Source organism: Thalassotalea sp. HSM 43 (genome assembly GCF_004752005.1).
Taxonomy (GTDB): domain Bacteria; phylum Pseudomonadota; class Gammaproteobacteria; order Enterobacterales; family Alteromonadaceae; genus Thalassotalea_A.
Genome location: NZ_CP038493.1, coordinates 320413 through 345430 on the forward strand (window position 1 = coordinate 320413; position 25018 = coordinate 345430).

The 25018-nt window shown below is 35.3% G+C and carries 25 protein-coding genes; all 25 read right to left on the reverse strand.

What is annotated here, in order from left to right; genetic code table 11:
* Positions 1-3: 3 nt before the first annotated feature.
* The gene (locus tag E2K93_RS01440; protein ID WP_135437374.1) at positions 4-528 is read right to left on the reverse strand and encodes an AraC family transcriptional regulator; all 525 of its coding nucleotides are present in this window, start codon (positions 526-528) and stop codon (positions 4-6) included.
* 87 nt (positions 529-615) lie between these two features.
* The gene (locus tag E2K93_RS01445) at positions 616-1221 is read right to left on the reverse strand and encodes an outer membrane beta-barrel domain-containing protein (protein ID WP_135437375.1); all 606 of its coding nucleotides are present in this window, start codon (positions 1219-1221) and stop codon (positions 616-618) included.
* A gap of 261 nt (positions 1222-1482) precedes the next feature.
* Positions 1483-1812: an SH3 domain-containing protein gene (locus tag E2K93_RS01450; RefSeq protein WP_135437376.1), complete on the reverse strand. Its 330-nt coding sequence runs from the start codon at positions 1810-1812 to the stop codon at positions 1483-1485.
* An 820-nt stretch (positions 1813-2632) separates the two neighbouring features.
* Complete coding sequence (locus E2K93_RS01455) at positions 2633-4552, reverse strand: polysaccharide biosynthesis protein (protein WP_135437377.1); 1920 nt, start codon at positions 4550-4552, stop codon at positions 2633-2635.
* A 160-nt stretch (positions 4553-4712) separates the two neighbouring features.
* A complete protein-coding gene (rfbB, locus tag E2K93_RS01460; protein WP_135437378.1) occupies positions 4713-5813 on the reverse strand; it encodes a dTDP-glucose 4,6-dehydratase in 1101 nt (366 codons plus the stop codon).
* 28 nt (positions 5814-5841) lie between these two features.
* Complete coding sequence (rfbD, locus tag E2K93_RS01465) at positions 5842-6729, reverse strand: dTDP-4-dehydrorhamnose reductase (protein WP_135437379.1); 888 nt, start codon at positions 6727-6729, stop codon at positions 5842-5844.
* A gap of 14 nt (positions 6730-6743) precedes the next feature.
* Positions 6744-7292: a dTDP-4-dehydrorhamnose 3,5-epimerase gene (gene rfbC / locus E2K93_RS01470; RefSeq protein ID WP_135437380.1), complete on the reverse strand. Its 549-nt coding sequence runs from the start codon at positions 7290-7292 to the stop codon at positions 6744-6746.
* A 13-nt stretch (positions 7293-7305) separates the two neighbouring features.
* On the reverse strand, positions 7306-8181 hold the full coding sequence (rfbA, locus tag E2K93_RS01475; protein WP_135437381.1) for a glucose-1-phosphate thymidylyltransferase RfbA: 876 nt from the start codon (positions 8179-8181) through the stop codon (positions 7306-7308).
* A gap of 16 nt (positions 8182-8197) precedes the next feature.
* Complete coding sequence (locus tag E2K93_RS01480; RefSeq protein ID WP_135437382.1) at positions 8198-9364, reverse strand: nucleotide sugar dehydrogenase; 1167 nt, start codon at positions 9362-9364, stop codon at positions 8198-8200.
* 15 nt (positions 9365-9379) lie between these two features.
* A complete protein-coding gene (locus E2K93_RS01485) occupies positions 9380-10573 on the reverse strand; it encodes a DegT/DnrJ/EryC1/StrS family aminotransferase (protein WP_135437383.1) in 1194 nt (397 codons plus the stop codon).
* A gap of 9 nt (positions 10574-10582) precedes the next feature.
* Entirely contained in the window at positions 10583-11236 is a 654-nt protein-coding gene (locus E2K93_RS01490) for an HAD family hydrolase (RefSeq protein WP_135437384.1), read from the reverse strand.
* Complete coding sequence (locus E2K93_RS01495) at positions 11229-12191, reverse strand: ATP-grasp domain-containing protein (RefSeq protein ID WP_135437385.1); 963 nt, start codon at positions 12189-12191, stop codon at positions 11229-11231. Before E2K93_RS01495 ends, E2K93_RS01490 begins: the two co-directional genes overlap by 8 nt.
* A complete protein-coding gene (locus tag E2K93_RS01500) occupies positions 12181-12804 on the reverse strand; it encodes a sugar transferase (protein ID WP_228445436.1) in 624 nt (207 codons plus the stop codon). The genes E2K93_RS01495 and E2K93_RS01500 overlap by 11 nt, the downstream gene beginning before the upstream one ends.
* Positions 12797-13903: a glycosyltransferase family 4 protein gene (locus tag E2K93_RS01505; protein WP_135437387.1), complete on the reverse strand. Its 1107-nt coding sequence runs from the start codon at positions 13901-13903 to the stop codon at positions 12797-12799. The genes E2K93_RS01500 and E2K93_RS01505 overlap by 8 nt, the downstream gene beginning before the upstream one ends.
* A gap of 9 nt (positions 13904-13912) precedes the next feature.
* Entirely contained in the window at positions 13913-14599 is a 687-nt protein-coding gene (locus tag E2K93_RS01510; protein WP_135437388.1) for a hypothetical protein, read from the reverse strand.
* A complete protein-coding gene (locus tag E2K93_RS01515; RefSeq protein ID WP_135437389.1) occupies positions 14592-15683 on the reverse strand; it encodes a phosphotransferase family protein in 1092 nt (363 codons plus the stop codon). Before E2K93_RS01515 ends, E2K93_RS01510 begins: the two co-directional genes overlap by 8 nt.
* A 9-nt stretch (positions 15684-15692) precedes the next feature.
* Positions 15693-16799, reverse strand: coding sequence for a glycosyltransferase (locus E2K93_RS01520; RefSeq protein ID WP_228445438.1), 1107 nt, complete (start codon positions 16797-16799; stop codon positions 15693-15695).
* A complete protein-coding gene (locus E2K93_RS01525; protein ID WP_135437391.1) occupies positions 16786-17451 on the reverse strand; it encodes a hypothetical protein in 666 nt (221 codons plus the stop codon). Before E2K93_RS01525 ends, E2K93_RS01520 begins: the two co-directional genes overlap by 14 nt.
* Positions 17451-18572 (reverse strand): hypothetical protein, encoded by a 1122-nt coding sequence (locus E2K93_RS01530; RefSeq protein ID WP_135437392.1) that lies wholly within the window; start codon positions 18570-18572, stop codon positions 17451-17453. The genes E2K93_RS01525 and E2K93_RS01530 overlap by 1 nt, the downstream gene beginning before the upstream one ends.
* Positions 18573-18616: 44 nt before the next feature.
* Positions 18617-19492, reverse strand: coding sequence for a glycosyltransferase (locus tag E2K93_RS01535; protein ID WP_135437393.1), 876 nt, complete (start codon positions 19490-19492; stop codon positions 18617-18619).
* A gap of 282 nt (positions 19493-19774) precedes the next feature.
* On the reverse strand, positions 19775-20902 hold the full coding sequence (locus tag E2K93_RS01540; protein WP_135437394.1) for a glycosyltransferase: 1128 nt from the start codon (positions 20900-20902) through the stop codon (positions 19775-19777).
* A 220-nt stretch (positions 20903-21122) separates the two neighbouring features.
* A complete protein-coding gene (locus tag E2K93_RS01545) occupies positions 21123-22061 on the reverse strand; it encodes a glycosyltransferase (protein WP_135437395.1) in 939 nt (312 codons plus the stop codon).
* A 1-nt stretch (position 22062) separates the two neighbouring features.
* On the reverse strand, positions 22063-23517 hold the full coding sequence (locus E2K93_RS01550) for a lipopolysaccharide biosynthesis protein (protein ID WP_135437396.1): 1455 nt from the start codon (positions 23515-23517) through the stop codon (positions 22063-22065).
* Positions 23518-23520: 3 nt separating this feature from the next.
* Positions 23521-24330 (reverse strand): sulfotransferase domain-containing protein, encoded by an 810-nt coding sequence (locus E2K93_RS01555; RefSeq protein ID WP_135437397.1) that lies wholly within the window; start codon positions 24328-24330, stop codon positions 23521-23523.
* Positions 24327-25016, reverse strand: a complete 690-nt coding sequence (locus E2K93_RS01560) for a WbqC family protein (protein WP_135437398.1) — start codon at positions 25014-25016, stop codon at positions 24327-24329. The genes E2K93_RS01555 and E2K93_RS01560 overlap by 4 nt, the downstream gene beginning before the upstream one ends.
* Between the last annotated feature and the right edge of the window lie 2 nt (positions 25017-25018).

A 25018-nucleotide genomic window follows, 5' to 3' on the forward strand; every position in this document is an offset into this window, starting at 1 on the left:
AAGCTACAGCTCTGTTGCCACAAACGTTGGGCGATTAGACGATGTATCAACCCCAACTTTAAGCTCAATGGCATTGGCGTCGGCAGCTTTAATAAACGTTGTAGCTACACCACGTTTGGTTTTTCGCCCTCTTGCGTCAGTACCGCTAATGTAGGCAATAATTTGATGCTCTCCTACCTCTACATCACCTAGGAACACTCTATCGACACCGCCGCGACGTAACGCGTCTTGCTGATATTCAGTGTATAAAGCGCTATGTACCTTCTCACCATCGACCATTAAGGTGATTGCCGTCACGTTAAATGTATCTGCGGCATCAATACTTAAATACACCGCTAACTGATCTGCATCAGGGTAAAGTACCGCCAGTTCTAATTCTTTAATGTCGGCGGCCATATCTACCAAGCCGCCTTTAAAGGTTTGCAGATCTTCATCAGGTGATTGTGCAGAAGCAGTACTCATACTGCCCAATAGCGCCATCGTTGATAGCGCGACGCTTGCTATTATTGATTGTATGTTTTGATTCATGAGACTACCTTTCGCTTGTTATGCGTTTGCCTAAATCCACTTGGTCCACTTGCTCTACGTTTCTCTTAAGAAGTTAAAAAAGCCTTTTTAAAAGAAGTATGCAAAGCCCAGTGTCATATCGGTGTTAAAGGAATACTCATCTTCTGCGCCATATTGTTCATGGACATAACCGCGAACATCAAATCGCATTGAGAATGAATCATTAAACATAATGCGATAACCCGCACCGAATACACCCGTTTCATTATCATCTAGGCCATCATAATCGGTAATACCTGCACCAAGCACGAAAAATAGCGATGTCTTCATGTCATAGTTATTGGTAACGTAGGTGTCTTGAAGAAAGTTATAACCAAGAACAGCATTATACAGCGTCAATTCACGATCATGGTTCGTTACAGAATATGAAGCTTCAATAAACAGGTTTTCAGTAAAATGATAACCAATACGTGCGCCCACAACCGCATTAGTAGTCGAATCAACATATCGAGTGTCACCATCAACATTCAAACCACCACCAAAGATACCTACCTCAAAGTCGTTTGAGCTCATATCCACATCGACAGTTTGGCGTGACAATGCCGGTTCGATGATGTCTTGAGAGTTTTGTTGCGAATTCTCTTCGGCGTTAACGCCGCCAGAAAGCGCCAAAATGGCTAAAAGCGTACCCAAGCTTGATTTTAGATTTACCACGTTTTGCTCCTGATGGCCTTTTGGCCTTTTTTATCCTTTGAGTTGTGACTATTACCACAGCTCATTGTTCTTTTTATCTTGTTGTTTATTTAATTTGTTATCTAGTTTTTCTGACTTCTAGGTCAAATCAATGTGCGCGTTACAGTGTGAGCGTTATCTTATAAAACTGAATATTCACTTCACCTTCATTCCACCCGCATTCCACAACAACCAGAAATTCAGTATTGTTACTCGTTAATACACTCATCACTGTATTAAAGCTTATTGGAACTTCTCTAAAAAGCCAGTAAGCCCTGATGCGGTAACCTTAACTGGATTACCGTTTGCATCAAGTGTGTTATTAAGCGTCATTTCAGGTACCCAACCTTCGGTGCCATCTTGTGTGACCACCTTAAAATAACCACGTTGACGCATTACCACTGTTATCCACTCACCTTGTTCGGCAACATAAAACACAGGGTAGTCACCACTTGGCCCGGTATGCATATCAATAAAGGGGGCATTAACTTGGACAACAGGTTGCTGTTCAGCAAATACAGATGACGACAGTAGACATACCATCGCCAGAAAAACCGATTTTAGAAATTGCATTACTTACGCCTTAATGACTTTTGTTTTCTTGTGGTTTCAATGAGTTATATTACCAACGCCACACTGCGTGTTTTTCACCCCAAATCCGCACACTTTTTACACTACTTTTATTTTACAACAAGTTAGCGAAATTTTTACCTAATTTGAATCTAACAAAAAACTATTCAATAAAAAAGTCTGACCATTGATAAAAGCTAGAAATAACCACTACTTGCTTAATAAAAGAGCAAAAATTGCGTTTTTACAAATAAAAACAAGCAACTTATACAAATGAGACTCTAATTAAATCTCACACATCATCTCTGTCATACTAATATCTAATACGTCACTGCGTCCTTTCAGGTTATTCCATGCTAATTAGCTAACCGTCACCGAAAACTGCTCCATGCGTTTTCGGCTTTCCCTACATCCTCGTAGGTTATTCCAGGCTACGACACTATCCACCTTTTCATCATTCCCTGCCCCCTTCTACGTCATTCCGTGCTACGACACGGAATCTTTAAGCTTCCGGATACCGACTTAAGATCCCGATTTCCATCGGGATGACGAGAGCAAGAAAGCACGAGAAAAGAATGCTCCATGCGTTTTCGGCATTCCCTACATCCTTGTGGGTTATTCCTGCCTAATTAGCTATCCGTCACCGAAAGCTGCTCCATGCGTTTTCGGCATTCGCCACATCCTTGGGGGTCATTCCGTGCTACGACACGGAATCTTTTGAATGGTTAATACCGAATGAAGATCCCGTTTTTCAACGGGATGACGAGAAATGATTAATGCTGAATCTTTTACTACTTTAAAAAAAGCAAAAAAAAAGCCAGTATTAACTGACTTTCTCTTCAACGTCATCCATTTGATTTAGATACACCAAATCACATATTTCGTCCGCTGGCTGAAACCCGGTAGGCGCATCCAATAGAATTTGTCGAATCGTTTCTTGGTCAAATTCGCGGCATGCGTTATGTAGTCGGTTTAATAGTGGAGATAACATTTCCCACGACAAGTACACTTCTTGCGCGGTCATAATGCGCTCATTACCTGTTTCTTCTACATCATCACCAATTAGTAATTCTTCGTAAAGTTTTTCACCAGGTCTCAAACCAGTTTCAATGATTTCAATGTCACCATGCGGCTTTTTCTCATTTTTAACATGCAGGCCCGATAAATGAACCATTTTGTGGGCAAGATCATAAATTTTAACGGGTTGCCCCATATCTAAAACAAATACATCACCGCCCATGCCCATAGCACCAGCTTGAATCACTAATTGTGCAGCTTCTGGAATAGTCATAAAGTAACGGGTGATATCTCGGTGCGTCAGCGTTATTGGGCCGCCCTCGGCTATTTGCTTCTTAAATAAAGGTACAACGGAACCCGAGCTGCCTAGAACATTACCAAAGCGCACCATGCTAAATCGAGTATTGTGGCCGCCACGATGCGCAAGCGCTTGTAAACAAAGCTCTGCCATGCGTTTGGTGGTACCCATTACATTGGTAGGTCTAACCGCTTTATCTGTAGAGATCAACACAAACGTTTCAACACCAACATTTACAGCTGCTTCTGCACAACGCAAGGTGCCAAAGATATTATTACGAACGCCTTCAATAACATTATGCTCAACCAAAGGTACATGCTTGTATGCTGCTGCATGATAGACTGTCTGTACGCCAAACGCGCGCATAACCTTTTCTAAGCGATTTTGCTTTACCACAGAACCGAGCATTGGATAAACAGTAATAGGTAATTGTTTTTCATTCACAAAGTCTTCTAACTCTTTATGAATCGAATACAAGGCAAACTCGGTTAACTCAAACAATACAAGCGCTGCCGGTTGCTGGTTAATGATTTGACGGCAAAGCTCTGAGCCAATTGACCCACCAGCACCGGTCACCATAACGACTTTGTTCTTGATGTCAGCAGACATTAAATCTTGATTCGGAGGTACTTGATCTCGACCTAGTAAGTCTTCAATCGACACCTCAACAAAGTCATCTATTTTGGCTCTACCTGAGACTAAATCAGACATACCAGGAATCGCCAAAACTTCAATATACATACTTTCAAGTTTATTCAATATAGCGGCACGTTGGCTTCTAGAAGCAGAAGGTGCAGCGAGTAACACTTTACTGACGTTATGTTTTATCACCAAGTCCTGTATGTCTATTTGCGAGTAAACATAGACATTATTGATCGATAAACCTTGTAACATTTTATTGTCATCTACAAAAGCGACAGGATCATATTCGGCGCCATTGCGCAAAGCTTTCACTAATTGAATGCCAGAAGCACCTGCACCATATATTACAACTTTTTCTTTGGTTTGAGAGTTGCCACGATTAGCAAGGGAGCGGACGGTGTAGCGCGATCCACCAACCATAATAAGTAAAAACGCACCATAAATCACAGGGATTGAGCGTGGTACGAAAACATCAAATGATAAGCTTACCACCGCTAAAGAGGCCGCAGAAATAAAGGTGCTTAAAAATACAGCAGATAAAGCTAACGTGCCTAAGTAACGAATTACCGCTCGATAAAGGCCTAAATGAATATTGGCAACAATACTGACTCCGACCACACACATCAGCATGGCCCAGTAATGCAAGTTAAAAAATTCCGTCTCAACATCGAGACGTAAAAACATTGCAAACCAAAACGCGAAGACAACAAACATCGAATCGACACACACGCTGATCATCCGTTTTAACGGTCGAGACAGTTGAAAGATTTTTTCCATAAACCGCAAAATCCCAGAGATTTTAGTTTCTTATAAATGACAATGGATTACATTATAACGACAGATTAGCCTTTTTGCATACTCCTTGTATTAGATAAACACTTCAATTTTCTGCAAAAAGTTATTTAAACCAAAAACTCCGGTAAATGCCGGAGTTTTTGTATTCAATTTATTTGTACTGCTTCTCAACCCAATCCTGATAAGAACCATCCATCACAGCTTTCCACCATGACTCATTATTCAAATACCAAGTAACCGTTTTGGCAATACCTGTTTCAAATGACTCTTGAGGCTCGTAACCGAGTTCATCACGGGTTTTAGTGGCATCAATCGCATAACGGCGGTCATGACCTGGTCTGTCTTTCACATAAGTGATTAAAGACTCTGTATTAGCATTAATTGCAGCAACGGCTTCAGGGAAGCGTGCTGCAAGCTCAGGTGCTTTAGCAAACTCACTTTCAACAAGCTTACATACTTCTTTTACTATATTAATGTTGGCCCATTCGTTATTACCACCAATATTATAGTTCTCGCCTACTCTGCCTTTATTTAACACAAGATCAATACCGTAAGCGTGATCTTCTACATATAACCAATCTCTTATTTGCATACCATCACCATAAATCGGCAATTCTTTATTATGCAAAATATTCGTGATCACTAAAGGGATTAGCTTTTCAGGGAAATGATAAGGGCCATAGTTATTAGAACAGTTACTAGTCGTAACGTTCAATCCATAAGTATGATGATATGCACGCACTAAATGATCACTGGCAGCTTTACTTGCCGAATATGGGGAGTTTGGCGCATATGCTGTTTCTTCTGAAAATGCTGGGTCATCTGCTGACAGTGTGCCATAGACTTCATCAGTTGATACATGATGGAAGCGATGCTCAACCGAGCCACTTTCAACATCTAACCAACACTTTTTAGCAGCTTTAAGTAACGAGTACGTCCCTAAAATATTGGTTTCGATAAACGCATCAGGACCAGTGATAGAACGATCAACATGAGATTCAGCCGCAAAGTGAACAATAGTATCAATAGAATGCTCTAACATTAATGATTCAACTAACGCTTGATCGCAAATATCCCCTTTAATAAAGGTAAAGTTGTCGTTGCCTTGCACCAAATGCAAGTTTTCCATATTTCCTGCGTAAGTTAGCGCATCTAATACAATAACTTTATCTTCTTGGTATTTATTCAACCAGTAATGTACAAAGTTAGCCCCAATAAAACCGGCACCACCGGTTACAAGTAATTTTTTCATAGTTTATCTTTTAATCTTATAATTTCTTTTATTCAATACGCGACTTTAATTCATCAAGCATTGAGCTTAATTGTTTACGCCAATGAATAAGCTCTACATCAGCAAGTGCTTCAACTAATGAGCTTTTATCTAATACGCTATAACTAGGACGTGCAGCAGGAGTTGGGTAATCCGACGTTGAAATGGCTTTAATCGGAATCCCTGTGCTTAACAATCCTTTTTCAAGACCTAGCTCTTGAATTGCAACAGCAAAATCATACCAGCTGGCAACGCCATTATCAGTATAGTGATGAGTACCAGTAACACGTTCAACAGCAGCTTCAACACATACACGGGCAAGACCAGATGCAAGTGTAGGCGAACCTATCTGGTCGCTAATAATGCCAAGTTCTGGCTTATCTTCCATTAGGCGTAGCATGGTTTTGACAAAGTTATTGCCATGAACAGAATAAACCCATGAGGTTCGAATAATACAGCTAGATTTAGGTATGGATGTAAGAAGCTCGTCTTCACCTGCTGATTTACTGGCACCATAAACACCAATAGGGCTTTTAAAATCATTTGGTAAATAAGGCGAGCTTTTTAGGCCATCAAACACGAAGTCGGTAGATACATGAACAAAATGTAAACCTAATTCTTTGCACACCTTCGCTATAATACCAACAGCGGTAGAGTTCAATGCAAAAGCATTGTCTCTATCATCTTCCGCTTTATCGACTGCCGTATAAGCAGATGCATTAATAACAGCATCAGCATCAATCTCACGCATAACTGAAAGTGCTGAGTCATAATCTAATACATCAATGTCGTTTCTACCTAGACAAACAATACTAACATAATTAGTAGCGTCAGCAGATATGTGCTCAAGCTCCCAGGCAAGTTGGCCACTTTTCCCAATCACAATAAATTTTTTCATTTGTTAAAACTTAATTAGTCGAATTTAGGCGCAGCCGTAAAGGAAAGGCCTGCTTCGTCTTTACCTGATAAAGACGGTAATTCGCCATCAACAAGTGGCCATTTAATACCTAATTCAGGATCATCCCAGCGAATCGATACTTCAGACTCTGGTGCATAGTAGTCTGTGCATTTATAGACAAATTCAGCAGAGTCACTCATTACATAAAAACCATGAGCAAAGCCTTCTGGTACCCATAACTGCTTTTTATTTTCTGCAGAAAGTACAACACCAACATGTTGCCCAAAGGTCGGCGATGATTTTCGCATATCAACCGCCACATCATAAACCTTGCCAGACACAACGCGCACTAACTTGCCCTGTGTATTTTCAGTTTGATAATGAAGACCTCGCAAGATACCGACTGAAGACTTACTGTGATTATCTTGAACGAACATACGCTTAGAGCAATTCGCTAAAAATTCATCTACACGAAAAGTTTCCATGAAAAATCCACGATCGTCACCAAAAACCTGTGGCTCCAAAATAACGACATCTGGTATTTGGGTTTTTATATATTTCATTTATATAAGCTCATTAAAAAATTTTCTCTTCAATAATATTTAGCAAATATTCACCATAACCACTTTTGCGAAGCGGCTCAGCCAAAGCACGAAGTTCGTCCGCTGAAATCCAACCGTTACGAAAGGCAATTTCTTCAGGACAATTTACTTTTAAACCTTGGCGTTTTTCAACGGTGGCAATAAACTGAGCAGCAGCAAGTAAATCATCATGAGTACCAGTATCCAGCCAAGCAGTACCCCGCCCCATAATTTCAACGTTTAGTTGGCCACGCTTTAAATACTCATCAATTACCGAAGTTATCTCTAATTCGCCACGGTCAGATGGCTTAACGGTTTTTGCAAATTCTACAACACGAGAATCAAAAAAATACAAACCAGGAACAGCGTAGTTAGATTTCGGGTTAGCAGGTTTTTCTTCAATTGAAATAGCCTTACCAACATCATCAAATTCAACAACTCCATAGGCTTTAGGGTTTGCAACACGATAGCCAAACACAGTTCCGCCAGAATCACGAGATGATGCGTTTCGCAAAGACTTAACCAAATCATGACCATAAAACATATTATCACCTAGCACCAAGGCTGCAGAATCACCAGCTAGAAATTCTTCGGCGATAATAAAGGCTTGCGCTAATCCATCAGGTGACGGTTGAACAGCATAAGCAAGTGATACACCAAAGCTAGAGCCATCACCAAGCAAACGTTCAAAGCGGTGAATTTCATCTGGCGTGGATATAACAAGAACTTCTTGAATCCCTGCTTGCATTAATGTTGCAAGCGGATAATAAATCATTGGTTTGTCGTAAACAGGCATAAGCTGTTTACTAACAACTTTTGTAAGAGGGTAAAGCCGAGTGCCGCTGCCCCCAGCTAGAATAATTCCTTTCATTTATTTTCCTTTATAATCAATCTGAACCAAATAAATCTCTGGTATACACTTTACCAGCTACATCACCTAACTCTAAATCCATACGATTAGAAACGATAACATCTGAAGTTGACTTAAACTCTTCAAGATCTTTAATTACTCTAGAATGGAAAAAATCATCACCTTCTAATACCGGCTCATAAACTACGACTTCAATTCCTTTTGCTTTTATACGTTTCATTATGCCTTGAATGGAGGAGGCCCTAAAGTTATCAGAGCCAGACTTCATCACCAATCGATAAACGCCAACAATCTTTGGCTCTCTGGCAATAATAGAATCTGCAACAAAGTCTTTTCGAGTTCGGTTTGCTTCTACAATAGCGCCAATAATATTATTTGGTACATCAGAATAGTTAGCTAACAACTGTTTAGTGTCTTTTGGTAAACAATAACCACCATAACCAAATGATGGATTGTTATAATGATCACCAATACGAGGATCTAGCGACACGCCTTCAATAATCTGGCGAGCATCTAACCCATGAACTTCAGCATAAGAGTCAAGCTCATTAAAATACGCCACGCGCATTGCTAAGTAGGTATTTGAAAACAGCTTAACCGCTTCTGCTTCTGTTGAGCGCATAAATACGATATCGATATCCGCCTTTTCTGCACCTTCCGCCAACAAACCAGCAAACACTCGAGCACGCTCTGAATTTTCCCCAACAATAATACGAGACGGGTGCAAGTTATCATACAAAGCACGGCCTTCACGTAAAAATTCAGGAGAAAAAATTAAACCTGAACAACCAAGTTCTTCACGAATACGCTCCGTATAACCAACAGGTACAGTAGATTTAATCACTATGCATGCCGAAGGGTTTATTGCCATAACATCTTTAATAACCGCTTCTACAGAAGATGTATCAAAAAAGTTAGTGATAGGATCATAATTAGTTGGTGTTGCAATAACTACGTAATCTGCATCAGCATATGCAAATTTCTTATCTAACGTTGCCTTCAAATTCAATTCACGAGAAGCAAGAAATTCAGAGATTTCGGTATCGACAATTGGTGATTTACTTGAGTTGATTAACTCGACTTTTTCTTTAACAACATCTAAAGCAACAACTTCATTGTACTGTGCAAGCAAAACTGCGTTAGAAAGGCCAACGTACCCTGTACCGGCGATAGCGATTTTCATATCAATCCTTACTGGCTATTTTTGAGCTTGTGAATGAACATTACGAATAGCAGAAACAGTTAATTCCATCTCATCCTCGGTAAGCGTCGGATGCACTAAAAACATCAAGCTGGTATCGCCAAGCTCACGGGCTACTGGCAACCTTTCTTCAGGTCTAAAGCCGGTATTATCAAATGCCTTTTCTAAATACACTTCTGAACAGCTTCCTTGCATACAAGGAACACCTAATGCATTTATCTCGGCAACAATTCTATCTCTATCCCAGCCTTCAGCTAATAACTCAGGAACTACAAAAACATAATACTTATAATTTGCATGTTCCATATAAGTAGGTACCGTAGGTACACGTATACATGAAAACTCTGAACAAGCTGACGCTATCATACTTGCATGCTTGCCACGTAAAGCAAACCACTCTGGCATACGACGAACTTGAATACGACCAACTGCCGATTGCATTTCTGTTAGACGCCAGTTTGTACCAAATGATTCATGTAACCAGCGAAAGCCTGGTGGGTGTGATTTCTCATAGACTGCTGCATACGACTTACCATGATCTTTATAAGACCACATCTTACGCCATAACGACTCGTCATTAGTCGTTACCATGCCGCCTTCACCGCCGGTAGTCATAATTTTATCCTGACAAAATGACCAACAACCAACATGACCAATAGAGCCAACAGACTTGCCTTTATACTTAGCACCATGCGCTTGTGCACAGTCTTCTATAACAGCCAAACCACGATCATTAGCAACAGCCATTAACTCATCCATTTCACATGGAAGACCAGCTAAGTGCACCGCAATGATTGCACGAGTTTTATCACTCATTACGGCAGAAACAGTTTCAGCCGTAATATTTTGAGAGTTTGCATCAACATCAGCAAATACAGGGCGAGCACCTGCTGTAACAATTGAAGATGCTGAAGCTAAGAAAGTGCGAGACGTTACAATCACTTCGTCGGATTTACTACCGCCATTACGTGCACCGATACCTAAAGCGACAAGTGCAAGATCAAGTGCAAGCGTGCCGTTACCTAATACAATGGCATACTCACAATCAGTAAAAGCCGCAAACTCTTTTTCGAAGTCACGCCCTTCTTGGCCAGTCCAGTAATTAACTTTGTTTGAAAGTAATACTTCAGATACTTTATTGGCTTCTTCTTGAGTATACGAAGGCCATGGAGAGAATTTTGTGTTTAACATTTTAGACTTCTAAATTTTAATTTCTTTAAATGATTCTAGCCAACAATCAGCTTTATCTTGATAATCACCTATCAAACTATGAACGCGATTGTGCATATTTAAAACCCCTATACTCCCCCAACCTAACTGTTTAGGTACAATAAAATCTTTTTTGGGATTATCAGCAATATATACTATAGATTTTTTGGGGTGTTTATTTTGTATCGCTATAAAAGAATCGGGTTTAGGCTTTCCAGCTCCGACTTCTTCTGATATAAAAATAGACTCAAAAAAGTCATTAATACGCAAAGCTGAAATTTTTAATCGTTGAGTTATTCCTCTACCATCAGTAATTAAGTACATAGGTACATTTCTCAAACGAAGTTCTTTAAGAGTTGTTAAAACACTTTCGTTTAACTTTATATCAGGCGAGTGGTAACGATAAGCCAGTATCAAATGTTCTTTCAGTAAACTAGGTAACTTATGCTCAGCCAGAACATAAGAAAATACATCTGGCTCATCTTTTTCGAGTGCTTCTATAAATGTTTGGTAAGTATCTTTTGAATATAACTTCGCAATTAATTCAGATAAATATCGATAACCGGATATAACGTAATCCATTTCAGAATATAGTGTGTCATCTAAATCAAACACAACCACATCATAGTTTTTAAGGTTAGCCATTTGAAACTAACACCTCAGCATCATAACGCAGCATTACTAACTGATCTTCCCATGCGTCGGTATAAGATAGCTTTTCTTCCATAAAAACCTCCCTTAACAAAAACTCTGGATATCTAGCACCAGCAGCATTGCTAAGAGGAAATCCACCACCAAACCTTGGATTGATTTCAATACCGTATATTTGTCCTGTTGTTTTTGATTTAAATACCTGAAGAGTTAAACAGCCAAATGCAGTAGTAATTTTTGACATAGGTCCTTTTAACAAATTTACTAACTCTTTGTTAGTGCGGCCTTTACTTATTTCACCGCCTCTCACTTCAACTCTTTGACGAGGAACCATACAAATTAATTCACTGTTTTGAGTATAATAGACATCCACAGTGTATTCGTCAAACTCTTGATTAGAAACGATTTCCATATACATCATTTCTGATTTTGGTACATCCCATGTATCGAGTTCTTCTTGAGATTGCAGTATTCGAATATTTTGACTAAGACTACCAGATATTGGTTTTGAAAAGCATGGGAAAATAATGTTATCTAACGAGTAAGTGATAGGTACCGGGAAGCCAATCTCGTCAAATAACTCATGAGTTAACCTTTTATCTCTACACGGAATGACTAGCTCACTATCAGAAACAACAATAGTAATATCAAGTTCCTTAAACTCTTGCTTAAATTCAGCAAGCTTTAATAGCTCTGTATCAATGGTTGGAACAACCATTTTAATAGATTCTTTAAGGCAGAGTTTTTTTAACTCTTCAATATACTCATCTTTTAGTACATGAGGTAAAACAAAGCTTTTACTTAACACATTACAAGCAGCCGACATACTCGGTTTCATATCAGCACCAAACACATCACCGTCAATACTCAAATCTGCAATGGCTTTTTGAAATGCTTTTACTAATGATACTCGACGACCAGCCGATAATACTAAAACGTTATTTTTCATTCTTTTGATCCGTTTCTTTATTTTCGCTACCAGTAAAAAATGGCATTGTTACATGATCATCAGCCGAAATACCTTCTTTAACAAATACTTTTTTGACTGTTAAAAACAGTATTTTTATATCTAGCCATAAACTTTGGTTATCAACGTACCAAACATCATATTTGAACTTATCTTCCCAGCTAATAGCGTTACGTCCATTAACTTGCGCCCAACCAGTGATCCCAGGTTTTACTTCATGACGACGTGCTTGTTCAGGAGAGTAAAGAAGTAAATATTCAACGAGCAAAGGACGCGGACCAACTAAACTCATGTCACCTTTTAAAACATTCCATAAACCAGGGAGTTCATCTAAACTCGTTGACCTTAACTTTTCACCAAAAGGAGTTAATCGCTCTGAATCTGGTAATAAATTACCACTTTCATCAATAGCATTTTTCATGCTTCGAAACTTAATCATTTCGAAAACTTTAGCATTTAGCCCGGGTCGCTTTTGCTTAAAAAGTACAGGTTTTCCTAAAGATTTCGATATTCTATAAGCAACTAATGCCATGATCGGAGAGAGTATTATTAAAATAGAAAATGACGCGATAACATCAAATAATCGTTTAGCCATTGAAAATATCCAGAATTTTTTTTGATACAACTTCATAATCAAAATTGGTACTAAAAAATTGTTTTACTGAGTTTGACAAATTTACTCGATCAGAATAATAAACTGCCCCAAGCGCTTTTGTTAGCCCGTTTATATTTTCAGATTCATAATTAAAACCAAGGTTATTCAACTCAACAAAATCATACAGGTCACCAGACATTGAGTTAATGATAGGTAGACCATAACTCATATATAAAACTGATTTGTATGATAACGAGGCGGTAGTATCACGAAATCCGTTAAACCCAACATCTGATTTAGCTACAATATTAATTAGCTCATTTTCATTGTAAATTACACCATGAAAATTGTGCGAAATATTATTAGTCTTTAACTTTTCTCTTAAATTAAATTCTAAATCTCCGCTACCAACAAAATCAATATGAATAGAAAGCTTGGATTCTTTTATAGCATCAATTAAGGTGTCAAAGTCATACAGAGCCCCTATATTTCCAATATAAAGAATTCTAAGCTTTTTAGAACTTAATTGAACAACGTTTTTAAACTGTGGTTTTGCACCCAATAAAATTTGTTGACCAGTATTTTCTCTTCCTGATTCTTTCAAAAATACTGATGATAGCGACATAACTTTTGGACACCGCTGGATTGAGTACTTATTGATATATCGCCAGATAAAAAAAACAGGGGCACCTATGCTTTTTAAAGTTTTTGGAAATGGTAATGAGTCAGGCCAAAAATCAACAATATCAACTACTATTTTATCTCGACAAATAAAGCTAGCTAAAAGTGCGGTTATGCCAAAAGGTACTGTAATATATACTCTATCGTAAACTTTATGATTAAAAATAATATAGAAACCAAACTTCAATGAAAGAATAAAATGAGATAACAACCGTTTAAAAGACCTATTGGTTTTGTACGATATTGTTCTAATTAAGATGCTTTTGTTTCTATTTATTTTCTTTTTTTCTTGATGTGAATAATCACTTGTTAAAACAGTAGTATCATGAGACGCATCTTGCAGAACAGAATTGACAAATGAAGGTCTTGATACTGAGGGATTTTCATTAAAAAAAGGGGTTACAATTAAAACTTTCATAAATCCTAGCTAAGCTCGTCTTTTTAAATACTTTATCGCTATAAACTTTTTTATAGAGCTTAATGTATTAATAACGCCATATTGAATCATATTAAAAGTAAACAAACCAATAAAAACCCTAATAAACATAATGATATTTTTTGAAGGCCCATATTTTAATGCTTTATCTACTGTGCCATTATTAACTAATTTATAAATGAAATCATTACGCGAAAAGTGCGCCCGCGAGTAAAGGTCAGTCAAATGAGTATGCTTATCTTTTCGAACAATTTGGTTATGTAAGATTTCTTTTAAAAAGCTAACCTGAAATTCATAGGCCGGTGATGGTATACTAAACAATTCAGTTTTATGGTTAATTTTATTAGTTAATAAACTCTTTGAATCTAAATATTTCAAACCTAAAAAAGTAAGCTCAAACCAATAGTCTAAATGTAAAATAAAACTGGGAGCTGAAATTAAAAGCTTTCTAACGCCTTGTCTTTCTAATACAGTATCGATTATTGCATCATACTCTTCCGCGGTAGAAGTCAATAAATCAAAAAACTCTAGATGGCTATTTTTTGAGACGAAGAAATCTACATCGTTATGAACAATGTCAGGTAAATCGTCATACCCTCTTAATATTAAACAATCCACCTTGGCGCGTTCTAATTTGGATAAAAATGAAACTAGAAACCCTTTAACATTATTATCCACTATATTCTTCCTTAAAAATGTCAATTCCTTTTGCAAGGCTGTCACACATATCCTTGAGGTCACTCTCTCTCTTATTTGGTCGGATAGAATAATTGTCAATAAAGAACAAAACTTCCTCTACTAAAAAATACGCTATATCTAAATATTCAACTGCACCAAACAATTCAATTGATGCTTCTTTATATTTGTTCCAACTGGTTATTATTGACTTATTGTGTCTAAAATTTGATACAAAAATAAAAGCATCATACTTATAATAAGAAGGGCCACAAAACTCCCAATCTATTAATTTCAGAGCGTTATCTTCGCATAGAAAAACATTACCTCGATTTAAATCTCTATGTGACATGCTAATTTTTACAGTCCCTTTCAAATTAGCTCCCGCTAAACTCATTAGGCTATCAATTTGGGACATTAAAAATCCAAAATCATGATGGTTATTGTTCGAATCTCCTCCCTCTGAAATGAGAAAATTAGAATATTTTGTTTTAAAGTCTGCGATGTAATCAGAGTGAGAAATGTTATAACTATCTTTCGATTGCAATTTGAGATAGGCCCGAATAAAGTTAATTTCGTCACTCTGAAGAAACAAGGTTCTGTTGATAGGTGTTCCTGATAACCTTTCCTCTTCTATGACTCTGGGAGTATCTTTAATTTTTTGTTCTGGCGAGTATATGGCTAAAACAGAATTCTTTACAGCTAAAGAACTTCCGTTAAAGTCTGGTTTCTTGTCGCTTAAATCAATGACTAAATCATTTAGGTAGTCAACACTGGTATATCTTAACCTATGATTCCCGAGAAATATGGAAAAATATTGCTCGCTGGCAGGTGCTAATATTTTCTCACCATGCCGCAAATATTTAGTAAGCACATAATTAATAACGACCAAGCAAAATCGCAAGAAAGGGTACCTTCCTGAACGTACTTCCTTGGTTATAAATAGATACTGTTTAAACGTAAAACCGTCTTTAATGTAAAATGAAGTTTTAGGTATTTTATAATATAAAGCTTTTTCGTAGAAAGCATATTTATCTGTCAGTAATGAAAAAAGTCTGTTGTTCCAGACTTTATATGCATAATCCATTTTATTGCCTTAGTTGACGTATAAACGTCTAAGTTTGATAGATATTTCTTTCCAGTTAAAAACACTTTTAATGAAGTCTTGCTGCTTACATTGATGCTCAAATGTTAAGCTACAATCAGTAGCCATATAATTTTCTAAAAACATAACCACGCTCGATACATCGCACTCAAATATATCTATATATTCGGTGTAAGGTTTCATATTCCATGGAGTACCTGTTGTTGTTAATACCTTACAGCCCCTACTTAATGCTTCAGGTACAACTAAACCAAAACTTTCATTGCGAGAAGGTAAAATAAATGTTTTATATGAGTCTAAAGTTGAAACCCTATTCATTTTTTCAACCTCTCCTAAAAACCGAATTTGTTCACTCAAATCTAATGCTGACGTTAGCTCCTTAAGCTCTTTTAAATAGCTATCAGGCCCATAACCATAAATATCGAGATTTATAATGATATTCTTATTTTTTAGCTTATATATAGCTCTTATTAATACATCTAGCCCCTTTATTGGGATTATTTGAGACATATAGAGCAATGCGCTACTTTTCGTTTTGATAGTCTCTAATTTAGAAAAAAATTCATTTCCAATGCCAAGAGTGATCTCTTTAATTTTATGCTTCTTTAACTTACACCAAGTGATGCCTTCAAGCTCAGTCTTTGACGTAACTATGATCCAATCAGACAAATTAAGGATTGCTTTTTGGTATAAATTCCAAGCAAGAATTTTTAGATATTTAGACTTTGTATTGACGCGCAGTTCATCAAGCAACCCATGTCCTTGAAAAACAATTGTGGTGCAATTTAGTATGTTTAAAAAACTCAATATAAATCTTAAATATATAAATTGAAAACTCCATGCGCCATGAACATGAATGACATGGTGTTTATCCTGAGATTTTAAAATAGTCAGTAATAAAAACATCATTTTAACTAAAGTTAATTGCTGGTAACAAAAGTTTCCATTTTTAAGGTTTTTATCGCCTCCGTAAACATTTACTAGAGCATATTCTGAGGATTGCTCATTACAAAGGTTCATTACAACATCACTAATGCCGCCGCCTTTTACGCCAACCGCAGGAGCTAAATGATACACAGTGTCTTTAGTTAAAATCACGTAAAGCTCCATCCATAACTTTTTCAAGACTATTTTCTATAGGATCAATTCCATTGAGAATTAATGAAAAAGCATTAGAAGACAATGCTTTTTCATAGTATTTATGGCGAATTATTTTCTCTTCTGGTAAATCAGGAAAAGGTTCGTACTTTATTGAACAGCGGTAGTCGGATGTGGGTAAGTCTATTTCAATACCAATTTTATAGTAATTTACCGAGGTAACCTTTAAAACATACAATAATACTTTTACGTACCAACTTCTTTGTATATCTTCACCAAACAAAATACTCAAATCTATTATCGAGTCGTCAATTTGACGGTCCAAGAGTATCAAATCCTTATTAGATCTAAACCTTAACTTTATTGAGAATATATAAATCAACTCTAATAGAGAAATTGATATCCACAAAAATCTAACAGGCTTCTTATTCAATGTGTTAGTGCGTTGTCTTGACCGACCTGGACTAGGTACACTTTTCAATTTTGATTTGCGTAAGCAGTCTTTAAGAAAGTTAATGAAAGGAGTATACCCTACCCTTGTCCATATACATTTTACATTTATTTGTGAATGTTTATTATTAACACGCTCTGTAATAGCTTCTATAATCGAAGATTTACCACAACCATCTAAGCCAGAAAAACTTAATATCACTAAATAACACTCCTTGCACTTGAAGGCCTAGCCTTAAGAAAAAATAACGTTAAAATTAACGCCGTAGACAATATCCCAGAAAACAGAGCCATAGGTATTAATGCGATATGTAGATACCACACTTTTTTACCTTGATAAATTAGGTAGTTAAACAATATCATCTTCATCAGTAACAACAGGCAACCTCCCCACAAATACATTTTCTCGATGTATGGGATAAAACCACTCGTTCCATATAGGCCCTTCCCTAATATAATGGTAGAAATGGTGTCCTGTGAATAATCATAATCAGAAGTTCGCCCATCAACCACTTGTTTTTCATTTAATAACCTATCTAATTGAGGAACTGCCTCTAACTGCTTTTGATAGTCTGCACTAGAGCTATTAAAAAGTATAAAAATGACTAAAAGGAGGGATACAGGAGCACTTAAAACAATCCATTTTTTATTCTTTCTAATACTAAGTTTTGTTCTAAAGATAAATGCTAAAAGCAACACACCAAAACCGAATCCAAAAGAACTTCCACTCATAAAAAGCATAAATAAAATCATAAAGGCTCTCTTAGAGTTAAGGGTCGATGTTGCGATAAAAACCCCAGAAATTAAAATAGCCCAATATGATAAATGGGAAGGTTCAAGAAAAAAAGACGAGTAACGAATTCCCCCAGAGGTATAAGCGATTAAATGGCTGTTTTCCATGGCTGTGTTGATTAATCCTAATCGGTGGAAAACCATTGATTCATAAATACCAACCAACGATAAAAAGAACTGAACTAAAAACCCCGAAAACACAATAAATAGAGCTATTTTGGCTGAATGCACTAATAGATTTTCGCTTATAACTTGACGTATAACTAGGCCACTCACAATGTATAACAAAACTTTGAATGACTGAAAAAAACCTATTAAATCAAACCCGTTAAACAGAAGAAGCAAACTATAAAATACAAAAACACTGAGTACAATGTAGTATTCTCTAGAATTAAAATTAAAACGAAAAACAGCAAAAGGTAAACTTGCTATTAATATAATATCCAACCAGCCAACGCCAGAAAAACCATACGCGTTTAAAATGGGAGCTAATAGGCAACTAGTTACTAAAAAAACAAATATTTTTTTCATTATATTATTGGTAGGACTTGATCATTATCTTATTTGGCGCTCGATTAATATCTATTGAAATTATTCTTCCGATAATAATCTGCAATTTTTATTAAACGATTCGCCTCATTTTGGTTATTAGATAATCGTGCATATAGAGACTTAATTAAAGAATGAATATAGCCCGATAAAAAATACCCTAAACAACGTTCATTATGTTTGTTAGAGTACTTAATAACAGAGTCAATTAAATTCTGAACAGTTTCTGGTGATGGTTCAGTTCTATCCCAATCTAAATGAACATACTTAATTCTAGAGTCAAATTTGGTTTTCAATAAATGCTTACACGCTCTATATGCTACATCCGACTCTTCGCAATATAAAAATATATTTTCATCAAATAAGCCGATAGATTTGAATAACTTTTTATCATAAAAAGTTAACGCTCCGGATAAAGCCATAAATTTTGATTTGTATCCAATGCTGTCTATAAACCGATTTATCAACCCTTTCAAAAAAGGAATTTGGAATTCAGGCCTTAAAAAGTAACTTTTATTTCTTCCGCTAATTTGCTCACCTGAAAGAGCAACAATATTTCCATTATCTTTAAATGTATCCAATACTAAATTAAAAATTGGCTTTACGAATCTAACATCGGGGTTTACAACACATATAACGTCATTCTTAGCAGCATGAATCCCTATGTTATTTCCAGCACCATACCCTAAATTATCTTCTGATCTAATGTACTTAATATCAATTTCATGGTCTATTTTAATACTCTTTACTATATGTTGCTCTTTTCCTAAACCATAATTATCGACAACTATAAACTCTAATTTACTAAGTGAAATATCATTGTAAAATAGAATTGATTCAACAATGCTTCTTAATTCTAATTCTGATTTGTAGCAAACGATTATTACAGAGATGCCACTCATAAATTTTCCTGTTTTTTTGGGTTCAATGAACGTCTATTGTTTCGAAAACATATGACATTGAGGTCTATTCTTAATTTAATATGTTGGATTTAGAAAGGTGTTTGCAGTTTATTCTACCTGATACCATTAACAGAATCGTATTTCCTGTTGAACAAAAATTCCATTGGTACTAGCACTTAGATAAATTAGCTTCACATGAACTATTAGCTCAATTCAGAATGTTTATAATGGGTACTTAATCAGAGAGCTTTAATTAATCTCTTATAAAATTGACTAGTTAGTTCACTTTTCTAATTGTTCGAATACTTTGTCAAATTGTTTGTCCCAAGTAAAATAAGACTCTGCATATGACCTTATTGTAAAAGTATCAAAATTAGAATTTTCATACCAATCAATTATTTGCCCAATATCAAATTCATCTTCACTAGCATCAATCTGAAAATAGTATTGGGAATCTATACTATAATCTTTATGACTTTTTATTAATGGAAGACCTCTCATTAGGTATTCTTTTGACTTCAAGGAGTTATTATATTCAAGTTTACTTCTATGCCGACCTAATGAATCTACGCCAACGGTAGATTGTAATATGACATTAGTCAAAAGCTCTCCATCTAGCCTACCGTAAAACTTAACATACTTTTCGAGGTTCAACTGTTTAACTAAAGCGGTGTAATCATCAAAGCATTGACCATCTCCTACAATATGAAAGTAGACTTTATTCTCTTTAGTCGATTGAAGATAATAAGTAGCTATAGATCTAATCAATCGATCATACCCATGCCAAGATTCTAAACTAGCGACCCCAACAAAATTAAAATCCAAATTTTTGTTTGTTTTCTTATATGACAAAGACCTAGAGACGGCGTTTGAAATTCTTACTGTTGGGATATTAAAAATATATTTGTCGTTCGAAAACGTAACTACCTTATCAACATATTTATATAGAAACTTCCTTGTAAACCTTTCTTGAACAATGAATAAACTATTTGCAAAATTACGAAGACCATTGAAAAATGATATACTTCTTTCATCGTCATATGGGAAAGTAGGAACCTCAAGTATTACTTTACACCCTAAATCATTAGCTCTTTTTAGAAAAAACAAAAACGATAAATTGCATTGGTGTATATATCTAATATATAAAAGATCAATATCATTTTCTTTAATTAGGTTGTATACATATTTAAATCGATACTCAATCTGCAGCTTTCTAGCTATTGAATTAGAACTTAATTTTTGTATTTTTTGGCCGTTTACAATATGATAATATCTATCGTCACATTTTTCTAAATGGCTAAAAGAATGGTTTTTGTTAAATTTTGCCAAGCATTTGTTTTGCTCAATAATTTTATTGCTAATACCACTCGACTTAGATAATGGTTGATTAACAAAAAATAAACTGTTCATTACCTCTCCCTAGTTTATATTTTTTAAGTTTAGGTTTAATTCAGAATCAAGAACAAATTGAAGCAATTCATTAAGAAATAATATTCTTGAGGACGACCTCCATATTCAGACGATAAAGATCCTCAGTATAGTTCCTATTTCAAACACTAAAAACACATACTATTGCGCCAACATATATTATTCGAACTTTAATAAAATCAATATTTAGAGTGAAATTTTCTCAATCTACTAGAAGTAGCCTCTTTAACTTACGTATGGCCATCATAAAAAAGATAGAAATAACCTTAAGTTTTCCTATCCTATTAATCATAAAAATAGTTAGATTCTTCATTATTTTTTCATTGATATCTTTTTCGTCATTAAAAAACCTAGCGTGAACCAAAAAATTGTGCATAGATTCATAAAACTTTAGTTCACTTGAAACGGCTGACCAAACACCACCCTCATGAATTCTATAAACAGCCACCTTTTGAGAATTATCTACATAAGCTTTTCCTTTACTTGATAACAATATATTGATTAAAGTATCTCCATTAATGCTTTTTTTAAAGTAGCTTGGAAGTGGGAATTTAAAGTTATTAAGGAAGCAAGAAGATAATGGCAGCAAACAGAAGCGATATTTCATATCAGAGCATGAATATTCACCAGGCTTGATCGAAAGTCTTTTCAATTTAGAGGAGTTTTCATTAACACTACCTTCATATTCTTCGTAGGAATCGAATACATGTAAAGCGTATTCTGAGTTTTCTCTAAAAAATTTAATATGCTTCGATAGTTTTTTCGAGTCAATCCAATAATCATCACCTTCACACAAAGTTATGTACGCTCCTTGTGCTTGCTGCATTGCGAAGAAAGATGGTTTAAATCCACCTTTTGAATATTGGTTTTCAATTTGAAATATTGGCTTTATAATTTTAGGATATTGGTTCTGATATTTTTTTATTATATTCGTTGTTTTATCAGTTGAAGCGTCATCATGAATTATAATTTCAAATGCAAAATCAGTTTCTTGCATTAAAAAACCGGTAATGGCATCTTCAATGTAAAGTTCATGGTTAAATGTCGTACAAACAATACTTACAACAAGCTTTTTTGTATCAATCCAAGAAGACATAATTTCTTCTTCTGTTTTTAATTTCACATTTTTTATATCTAACATGTTAATTACTAATTCTTTTTTGGATTATAGGTTTTACGAACAGTTTGATTTCAATCAACGATGCAGTTTTAAAAAGCAAATTAATTCCAATAAACATGGTCGTGAATAATATAATTTTGGTAAAAAAATTAAGTATTAAACTCCCTTCTACAAGGTAAAATGCATATAGAGTACACAATGTACAGACAATACAAATACTAAATTGAATGACAATAGGTTTTAGAAATTTAGTAATTTTTATACCTGTCTCTTTTGATGCAAACAATATATTTAGACTTACGCTAAGAAAACTAACGACAACCAAGCCATATAAATAAAACTCAATACCATTATAAAATAAATTAAAGAAATTCAACGTATGTAAACTTTTCTTTAACATTTCTAACCTTAAAAAATCTTTAGAATTACCTCGACTACTTAAAACATTCACTAATAAAGCACTAATAGGGTAGCCAAATCCACTGAGTGCCAATAATTTCAGATATATTACGGAAGGCAGCCATTTATCTGAAAATAGAAATAAAACTATTTCGTTAGCCGTTACGTAGAGCCCTCCAAGCAGAATAAACACTATAAAACATAAAATATTAAGAGACTTTACAACTATATTTTGATATCTCGCAAGGTCATTTTGGACCTTGCTTAAAACTGGGAACATTACAGACATCAAACTTCCCGAAGAATATTGAATAACCAATGAGTTAAATTGCTTAGCTCGCTGAAAATACCCTAAAGTAGCGACTGGTAATAATTTACCAATTAGCAAATAATCTATTCTGGTGAATATTGCCTCTAATAAGCCCGCTAGAAACATCCTAAAACCAAAGCTCCAAAGTTGCCTTAAAGCCTTGAAAGAAAAGTTCAACTTGGGAAACCAAGATGATACAGACCAAATTACAAGGTTATAAAAAATGCTTTGAGAAATAACTTGATAGACTAAACTCCACACTCCAGCACCATTAAGAGCTAATGAAATACCAACCACACCACTTAAAAAGGATGATATAAAGTTAACCTTTGTCAATAAGCGATAGTTGAGTTCTTTTCTTAATTTTGTATTTTGAACACTACTAAATGCGTTTAAAACAAAGAGTACACTTAAAACTTGAACAAGGGGTACCAACTTATTTTGTTCGTAAAACTGAGCTATATAATCAGCAGATATATAGAAGACAAATGATAATATACAAGCTATTAAAATATTAAAGAAAAACACAGAAGAATAATGTACAGGCAACACTTTTCTGCGCTGAATTAATGCACTTCCTAACCCAATGTCTGTAAACACTTGGGCTATCCCTATTACGACCATGATCATGGCTATTAAGCCAAAATCACTGGGCGCTAGCATACGAGCAAGGAATATTGTAACTATAAAACTCATTCCTTGAGTTGATAACTTCCCTAAGAAATCCCAAGCGAATGCATTTAAGCTTTTACTCTTTAAATCATTCATTTCTTAGGATAAAAATTCAGATAAACCATTAGAATTACAATCTTTAGTGACACTTTCTACAACGTAATTAGGTATGCTATTTTTCCAATTATCGTCAACAATACTTTTAGTTTTAAACACAGAATAAGTATCATCAATTTGAATCGACGCAGAACGATTAATGAAGGATAAAGTCTGTTGTGACAATTCTAATTCTAGAAACTTAAATATTTTTTCCACTTCCGATTGAGTGTCATTCAGTAAATCAGAATATTTAACAAGTAAAAAACCATCCCTATACCTATCTTGCAGTGATTGAAATAATAGAGCTACTTCTTTCCATTTTTGGTAACCAAAATACTCCTCTTTTCTTCCTAAATTTTTTAGCTGCGCTTTATCCCACTCTTTTTCGAATTCCCAATTTAAATCCGTACGAAACTCCCTAGGTGCACTTTTCCAACTATTTAAAACAGATAAAGGGTTGCGTACAAGGCCTATAACTTTCTGATTTGGGTCTTTATTTAACAAGTTTTCAATAATGTAATGATAACGTACTTCCTTGTACACTATATGTGATATACCCTTTTTTTCGAAACATGGTTTTATTCCATTAGTTCTCGCTTCTTCTTGCGTAAGAAAGTTGTCATCTGACAAGCATATCTTTTCGTAAAAATCATTTATTTCACTTAAGGAGCTCTGTTCACTTATTACTGATTTAAACTTAAAAGAAAACAATGGTTGATATGAATAATTTACAGCTTCCGAACTATTTATAATTTCCCCTAGCCATGATGAACCAGATCTTGGAACTGAATGGAGAGCTACTTTTTTCATATGATATGATACTCCTCAAAAAGCTTTTTAGTATCTTCAATAGAGTTGAACATCAATACATCAATGATTGACAAATCTTTCACAAATCCGTTGATTTTTTGATCGTATGATAAATGTTTTGTGCTAATAAAACTTAAGCTAATTCCTTTCTGTGCGAAATGCTCTTTTTCATATAAATCCAACCCACCAATTGAATTACAGTAGTGCACATCATTTAGTAGTTTTGTTATTTCACATAATTTATCTGCTGCGGATAATGTACGATCATAGTTAAGTTCACTTGAGTAATAAAATTTCTTTTCCAATCCTAAGTATTCAAAAACTTCCTTTACAGAATTACTCGCAAGTTTCGCAACATTTCTATTTTCATCTTTAACTACTCTCTCTACTAGCTCATATATTTCTTCAAAAAAAGGGGCTTTACTATAACTATGAGAAATTGTTTTTAGTAATTTATAAACATCGATATCGAAAAACAATTCGTTGATCTTTGCGTTTTGCGAAGCTTTGAGTACAGGAAGGGTAAACCTCAAAGCCTGCTCATTATTTAGGATCCTATTTCTATTAACATGCCCTCTTTTTATAAAATTCACATCATCATAAAACACAAAATAGTCACTATGGTGAGCTAATTGGAAATACCCTATATAAGGAAAAAGATAGGGCTGCATTACCGCAACAGTCATAA